The sequence below is a fragment of the Burkholderia sp. 3C genome, assembly GCF_054589155.1.
This window is the reverse complement of record NZ_BAAILN010000030.1, coordinates 171,028-177,474: the sequence shown is the minus strand read 5'-3', so window position 1 is coordinate 177,474 and position 6,447 is coordinate 171,028. Positions and strand designations below refer to the sequence as shown.

9 protein-coding genes are annotated in these 6,447 nt (G+C 65.8%); all 9 read left to right on the top strand.

Annotation, left to right across the window (positions count from 1 at the left end):
• Positions 1 to 420 (top strand): low molecular weight protein-tyrosine-phosphatase (locus ACYP33_RS04880; protein ID WP_459620064.1); only part of this gene is annotated, 420 nt, incomplete at its 5' end.
• Between the two features lie 123 nt (positions 421 to 543).
• Positions 544 to 1,080, top strand: coding sequence for a Fe-S cluster assembly transcriptional regulator IscR (gene iscR, locus ACYP33_RS04875; protein ID WP_414442520.1), 537 nt, complete (start codon positions 544 to 546; stop codon positions 1,078 to 1,080).
• Between the two features lie 75 nt (positions 1,081 to 1,155).
• The gene (locus tag ACYP33_RS04870; protein ID WP_414442519.1) at positions 1,156 to 2,379 is read left to right on the top strand and encodes an IscS subfamily cysteine desulfurase; all 1,224 of its coding nucleotides are present in this window, start codon (positions 1,156 to 1,158) and stop codon (positions 2,377 to 2,379) included.
• Positions 2,380 to 2,431: 52 nt separating this feature from the next.
• Positions 2,432 to 2,842: a Fe-S cluster assembly scaffold IscU gene (gene iscU / locus ACYP33_RS04865; RefSeq protein ID WP_414442518.1), complete on the top strand. Its 411-nt coding sequence runs from the start codon at positions 2,432 to 2,434 to the stop codon at positions 2,840 to 2,842.
• Between the two features lie 112 nt (positions 2,843 to 2,954).
• Positions 2,955 to 3,278: an iron-sulfur cluster assembly protein IscA gene (iscA, locus tag ACYP33_RS04860; RefSeq protein ID WP_206125547.1), complete on the top strand. Its 324-nt coding sequence runs from the start codon at positions 2,955 to 2,957 to the stop codon at positions 3,276 to 3,278.
• A 94-nt stretch (positions 3,279 to 3,372) separates the two neighbouring features.
• Positions 3,373 to 3,900 (top strand): Fe-S protein assembly co-chaperone HscB, encoded by a 528-nt coding sequence (gene hscB, locus ACYP33_RS04855; protein WP_459620061.1) that lies wholly within the window; start codon positions 3,373 to 3,375, stop codon positions 3,898 to 3,900.
• Between the two features lie 73 nt (positions 3,901 to 3,973).
• Positions 3,974 to 5,842, top strand: a complete 1,869-nt coding sequence (gene hscA / locus ACYP33_RS04850; RefSeq protein ID WP_459620059.1) for a Fe-S protein assembly chaperone HscA — start codon at positions 3,974 to 3,976, stop codon at positions 5,840 to 5,842.
• A gap of 77 nt (positions 5,843 to 5,919) precedes the next feature.
• Positions 5,920 to 6,261 (top strand): ISC system 2Fe-2S type ferredoxin, encoded by a 342-nt coding sequence (fdx, locus tag ACYP33_RS04845; RefSeq protein WP_414442515.1) that lies wholly within the window; start codon positions 5,920 to 5,922, stop codon positions 6,259 to 6,261.
• 27 nt (positions 6,262 to 6,288) lie between these two features.
• On the top strand, positions 6,289 to 6,447 hold a 159-nt coding region (gene iscX, locus ACYP33_RS04840), incomplete at its 3' end, for a Fe-S cluster assembly protein IscX (protein WP_459620187.1).

Here is a 6,447-nt window from a genome sequence, read left to right as displayed (position 1 = left end):
GGCGTGATGCGCCGGCAGGTCAACGCGGCGGGCCTCGATCACGTGATCGAGGTCGATTCGGCCGGCACCGGCGACTGGCATGTCGGCGAAGCGCCCGATGCGCGGGCGCGCCAGGCTGCGGAACAGCGCGGTTACGACCTGTCGGCGCTGCGCGCGCGGCAGGTGAGCGCAGCCGATTTCGCGCGTTTCGATCTGCTGCTCGCGATGGACGAGGCGAATCTGGCCGAATTGCAGCGCCGCAGCCCGCCCGAGCATCGACACAAGGTCCGCCTGCTGATGGCGTTCGCAGGCGACGCGAATGAGCGTGAAGTGGCCGACCCTTATTTTGGCGGCGCAGCCGGGTTCGAGCGCGTGCTCGACCAGTGCGAGCGTGCCTGCGCGGGGTTGCTCGCCGATCTGCGCGGCCGCGCGAGCGCTTGATCCGGCGGTTGCCACGTTTCTGAAGCGTTCACTGAATCCCCTTCCCCGGACAGGGATACTTGACTAAAAGCGTCAGATATTTATACTTGACCAAAATCGTCAAGATTGCTGTCCCCTACGACTATGAGACTCACTACGAAAGGCCGTTTCGCCGTCACGGCGATGATCGATTTGGCACTGCGTCAGGAGCAGGGGCCGGTGACGCTTGCAGGCATCAGCCAGCGCCAGCGGATCTCGCTCTCGTACCTGGAGCAACTGTTCGGCAAGCTGCGTCGGCACGAGATCGTCGAATCGGTCCGCGGGCCGGGCGGCGGCTACAATCTTGCGCGCCGCGCGGCGGATGTCACGGTGGCCGACATCATCATCGCGGTCGACGAACCGCTCGACGCGACGCAATGCGGCGGCAAGGGCACGTGCGAAGGCACCAAGCAGCCCGACGGCCATTGCATGACGCACGAGCTGTGGTCGACGCTCAACCAGAAAATGGTCGAATACCTCGATTCGGTGTCGCTGCAGGATCTCGTCGATCAGCAGCGCGCTCGCGAGGGGGCGCCCGCCGTGCTGCGCGATCGCCGCGCGCCGGAACCGGCTGCACCCGTCGAGCCCGTGCGCGCGATGCCGCTCGGGCCGAACTCGGTGTTCAACATCGCGAGTTCCTGACGCCCGCACGCCGTGGCGCCAGATCCAGCATTTAAAAAGAATGTCCCTGCATTGAACGAATACCCGGAGCGACAGATGAACAACCCTACTCCTCACCTGCCCATCTACATGGACTACAGCGCGACGACCCCGGTCGATCCGCGCGTGGTCGACAAGATGGTGCCGTATCTGCGTGAGCAGTTCGGCAACCCCGCATCGCGCAGCCATGCTTACGGCTGGGATGCGGAGCGCGCAGTCGAAGAAGCGCGCGAGCAGGTGGCGGCGCTGGTCAACGCGGACCCGCGCGAAATCATCTGGACGTCGGGCGCGACCGAGTCGGACAACCTGGCGATCAAGGGTGCGGCGCACTTCTACCAAGGCAAGGGCAAGCACATCATCACGGTGAAGACCGAGCACAAGGCCGTGCTCGATACCTGCCGCGAACTCGAACGCGAAGGCTTCGAGGTCACGTATCTCGACGTCAAGGCCGACGGCCTGATCGATCTGGACGTGTTCAAGGCCGCGCTGCGCGCCGACACGATCCTGGTGTCGGTCATGCACGTGAACAACGAAATCGGCGTGGTGCAGGACATCGCGACGATCGGCGAAATCTGCCGCGAAAAGGGCATCGTTTTCCACGTGGATGCAGCCCAATCCACCGGCAAGGTCGCGATCGATCTGGCCACGCTGAAGGTCGACCTGATGTCGTTCTCGGCGCACAAGACGTACGGTCCGAAGGGCATCGGCGCGCTGTACGTGCGCCGCAAGCCGCGCGTGCGCATCGAAGCGCAGATGCACGGCGGCGGTCACGAACGCGGCATGCGCTCGGGCACGCTGGCGACGCACCAGATTGCCGGCATGGGCGAGGCGTTCCGCATCGCACGCGAGGAAATGGCGGTCGAGAACGAGCGCGTGCGCGCGCTGCGCGACAAGCTGCTGCGCGGCCTTTCGCAGATCGAGGAAACCTACGTGAACGGCGACATGGAGCAGCGCGTCCCGCACAACCTGAACATCAGCTTCAACTTCGTCGAGGGCGAATCGCTGATCATGGCGATCAAGGACGTGGCCGTGTCGTCGGGCTCGGCCTGCACGTCGGCCTCGCTGGAGCCGTCCTACGTGCTGCGCGCGCTGGGCCGCAACGATGAACTGGCGCACAGCTCGATCCGCTTCACGGTCGGCCGTTTCACGACCGAGCAGGACGTCGATTACGTGATCAACCTGCTGCAGGGGAAGATCGCCAAGCTGCGCGATCTGTCGCCGCTCTGGGAAATGCACAAGGACGGCGTCGATCTGTCGACGATCGAGTGGGCCGCACATTGAACGAAGGTCGCGCGGCCGGTGCCGCGCACACGCAACGTATCAAGGAGTCATCATGTCTTACAGCACCAAGGTTCTGGATCACTACGAAAACCCGCGTAACGTCGGCTCGTTCGAGAAGGATGACGATGCGGTCGGCACCGGCATGGTCGGCGCGCCGGCTTGCGGCGACGTGATGAAGCTGCAGATTCGCGTCGGCGCCGATGGCCTGATCGAAGATGCCAAGTTCAAGACCTACGGCTGCGGTTCGGCCATCGCCTCGAGCTCGCTCGTGACGGAATGGGTCAAGGGCAAGACGCTCGACCAGGCGCTGGCCATCAAGAACACGCAGATCGCCGAAGAGCTGGCGCTGCCGCCGGTGAAGATCCACTGCTCGATCCTGGCCGAAGACGCGATCAAGGCGGCCGTGGCCGACTATCGCAAGCGTCACGACGCCACGGCCGAAGACGGCCAGGCTGCTGCCTGAGCGTACCCACGCTTCAGGCTCACGACACGCGGTACGCCGCCCGCGCCCCGGGCGCGGCGGCGGGGTTCATCGAGGAAGACGCCTGCGAGTGGCGCGGGCGACCAGGAACATCATGGCAATCACACTGACCGAAAAAGCAGCGCAACACGTTCAGAAGTACCTGACGCGACGCGGCAAGGGGCTGGGCCTGCGGCTCGGCGTGCGCACGACCGGCTGCTCGGGCCTCGCGTACAAGCTCGAATACGTCGACGACGTGGCGGGCGAAGATCAGGTGTTCGAGAGCCACGGCGTGAAGGTCGTGGTCGATCCGAAGAGCCTCGCCTACATCGACGGCACCGAGCTCGATTTCGCGCGCGAGGGCTTGAACGAAGGCTTCAAGTTCAACAACCCGAACGTGAAGGACGAGTGCGGCTGCGGCGAGTCGTTCCGCATCTGACCCGGTTCCGCTCGATGCGGGCGACAGGCGGCACTGGCCGCCTTTTTCTTGTGCGGCTCGCGCCGCTCTCACGATCAGGTTGGAACGCACCGCGATGATTTCGCTGAAAGACAGCTTCTTCGAACTCTTTCATCTGCCGACGCAGTTCGCGCTCGACGCTGGTGCGCTCGATACCGCCTATCGCACCGTGCAGTCGCAGGTGCACCCGGATCGCTTCGCCGCGGCCGGCGACGCGCAAAAGCGCATCGCGATGCAATGGGCCACGCGCGCGAACGAGGCCTATCAAACGCTGCGCGACCCGTTGAAGCGGGCGATCTATCTGCTGTCGCTGCGCGACGTCGATGTCGGCGCGGAGAACAACACGGCGATGGAGCCAGCGTTCCTGATGCAGCAGATGGAATGGCGCGAGGCGATCGAGGATGCGGCCGGCGCGAAGAACGTCGACGCGCTCGACGCGCTGCTCGGCGAGTTGCGCGACGAAAAGCGCGCGCGGCTCGACAAGCTCGCGGCGCTGCTCGACAGCGGTTCGAACCAGGGCGCGGCCGAAGCCGTGCGGCAACTGATGTTCATCGAGCGTGTCGCCGCCGAAGTGGCCACGCAGATCGAGCGTCTCGAAGACTAACCGCGCACGCGCCGCGATCCGTCGCGGTGCGCGCGTTGCAAGCGGGGCGATGCGCCCCTCACCGATAAAACCGATGGCTTTACTGCAAATCTCCGAACCCGGCATGGCGCCCGCGCCGCATCAGCGGCGCCTCGCAGTCGGCATCGATCTCGGCACGACCAATTCGCTGGTTGCCTCGGTGCGCAACAGCGTGCCCGAAGTGCTGCCCGACGACGAAGGCCGCATGTTGCTGCCGTCCGTGGTCCGCTATCTCGAGAAGGGCGGCCGCCGCATCGGCTACGCCGCGAAGGACGCGGCGGCCAGCGATCCGCGCAACACGATCGTGTCGGTCAAGCGCTTCATGGGCCGTGGCAAGGCCGAGGTCGAGCACGCGGCCAACGCGCCGTACGATTTCGTCGATGCGCCGGGCATGGTGCAGATCCGCACGATCGACGGCGTCAAGAGCCCGGTCGAGGTATCGGCCGAGATTCTGGCGACGCTGCGCCAGCGCGCCGAAGATACGCTCGGCGACGACCTGGTCGGCGCGGTCATCACGGTGCCCGCCTACTTCGACGACGCGCAGCGCCAAGCCACCAAGGACGCCGCGCGTCTGGCCGGGCTGAACGTGTTGCGCCTGTTGAACGAACCGACCGCGGCCGCGATCGCCTACGGGCTCGACAACGGTTCGGAAGGCCTGTTTGCCGTCTACGACCTGGGCGGCGGCACGTTCGACCTGTCGATCCTGAAGTTGACCAAGGGCGTGTTCGAGGTGCTGGCGGCCGGTGGCGATTCGGCGCTCGGCGGCGACGATTTCGACCACGCGCTGTTCGCGCACGTGCTGGCGAACGCCGGCATCGAGCGCGTGGCCCTGTCGGCCGAAGACGTGCGTGCGCTGCTCGACCGCTCGCGTGTCGTCAAGGAAGCGCTGACCGATGCGCCGCAGGCCGCGTTCGAACTGACGCTGTCGACCGGCACCGTGATCGCGCAAACCATCACGGCCGATACGTTCGCCACGCTGGTCGAACCGCTCGTTTCGCGCACGCTGTCGCCCACCCGCAAGGCGCTGCGCGATGCGCAGGTCACGCCGGCCGACATCAAGGGTGTGGTGTTGGTGGGCGGCGCGACGCGCATGCCGGTGATCCGCGCGGCGGTCGAACGCTTCTTCGGCCAGCCGCCGCTCGTCAATCTCGATCCCGATCAGGTGGTCGCGCTCGGCGCGGCCGTGCAGGCCGACCTGCTGGCCGGCAACCGCGCGAACGGCGACGACTGGCTGCTGCTCGACGTGATCCCGCTGTCGCTCGGCGTCGAAACGATGGGTGGCCTGGTCGAGAAGATCATCCCCCGCAATTCGACCATTCCCGTCGCACGCGCGCAGGAATTCACGACCTTCAAGGACGGCCAGACGGCGATGGCGATCCACGTCGTGCAGGGCGAGCGCGAACTGGTTGCCGATTGCCGCTCGCTCGCGCGTTTCGAGCTGCGCGGCATTCCGCCGATGACGGCTGGCGCGGCGCGGATTCGCGTGACCTATCAGGTCGATGCGGATGGGCTGCTGTCGGTGTTCGCACGCGAGCAGCATTCGGGCGTCGAGGCGTCGGTGGTGGTCAAGCCGTCGTACGGCCTGGCCGACGACGACGTCGCCAAGATGCTCGAAGACAGCTTCAAGACGGCCGACATCGACATGCGCGCCCGCGCGCTGCGCGAAGCGCAGGTCGAAGCGCAACGCGTGGTCGAGGCGACCGAGGCGGCGCTGGTGGTCGATCCCGACCTGCTGGACGACGACGAGCGCGCCGCGATCGACACGTTGATCGCCGCGCTGCGCGCGCTCACGGGCGGCGACGACACCGACGCGATCGACGCGGCGACCAAGGCACTGGCCGAGGGCACCGACGAATTCGCGGCACGGCGCATGGACAAGAACATCCGCCGCGCGCTCAAGGGCCGCAAGCTCGACGAGATCTGAGAACGAACGGCATCGTGCCCCCGGGCGCGATGCGTGACGGCGCGCCCCGCGCGCCATTGACGAATCACGGAACCAACATGCCCCAACTCGTAGTTTTGCCCCACGTCGAACTGTGCCCGGATGGCGCGGTGATCGATGCGACGCCCGGCAAGAGCATCTGCGACAACCTGCTCGATAACGGCATCGAGATCGAGCACGCCTGCGAGAAATCGTGCGCCTGCACGACCTGCCACGTGATCGTGCGCGAAGGCTTCAACGATCTGACGCCGTCCGAAGAAGACGAGGACGACCTGCTCGACCGCGCCTGGGGCCTGGAGCCGCAGTCGCGCCTGTCGTGCCAGGCGATCGTCGAGGAGAATTCGGATCTCGTCGTCGAGATTCCGAAGTACACGATCAATCACGCCAAAGAAAATCACTGACCCGTTACGGAATCAGGAGGTGCGACGATGAAATGGACCGATTCGCGCGCGATTGCCATCGCGCTGGCCGACAAGTTTCCCGATGTGGATCCGAAGACGATCCGCTTCACCGATCTGCACCAGTGGGTGCTCGATCTCGACGGTTTCGACGATGCGCCCGACCGCTCGGGCGAGAAGATCCTCGAA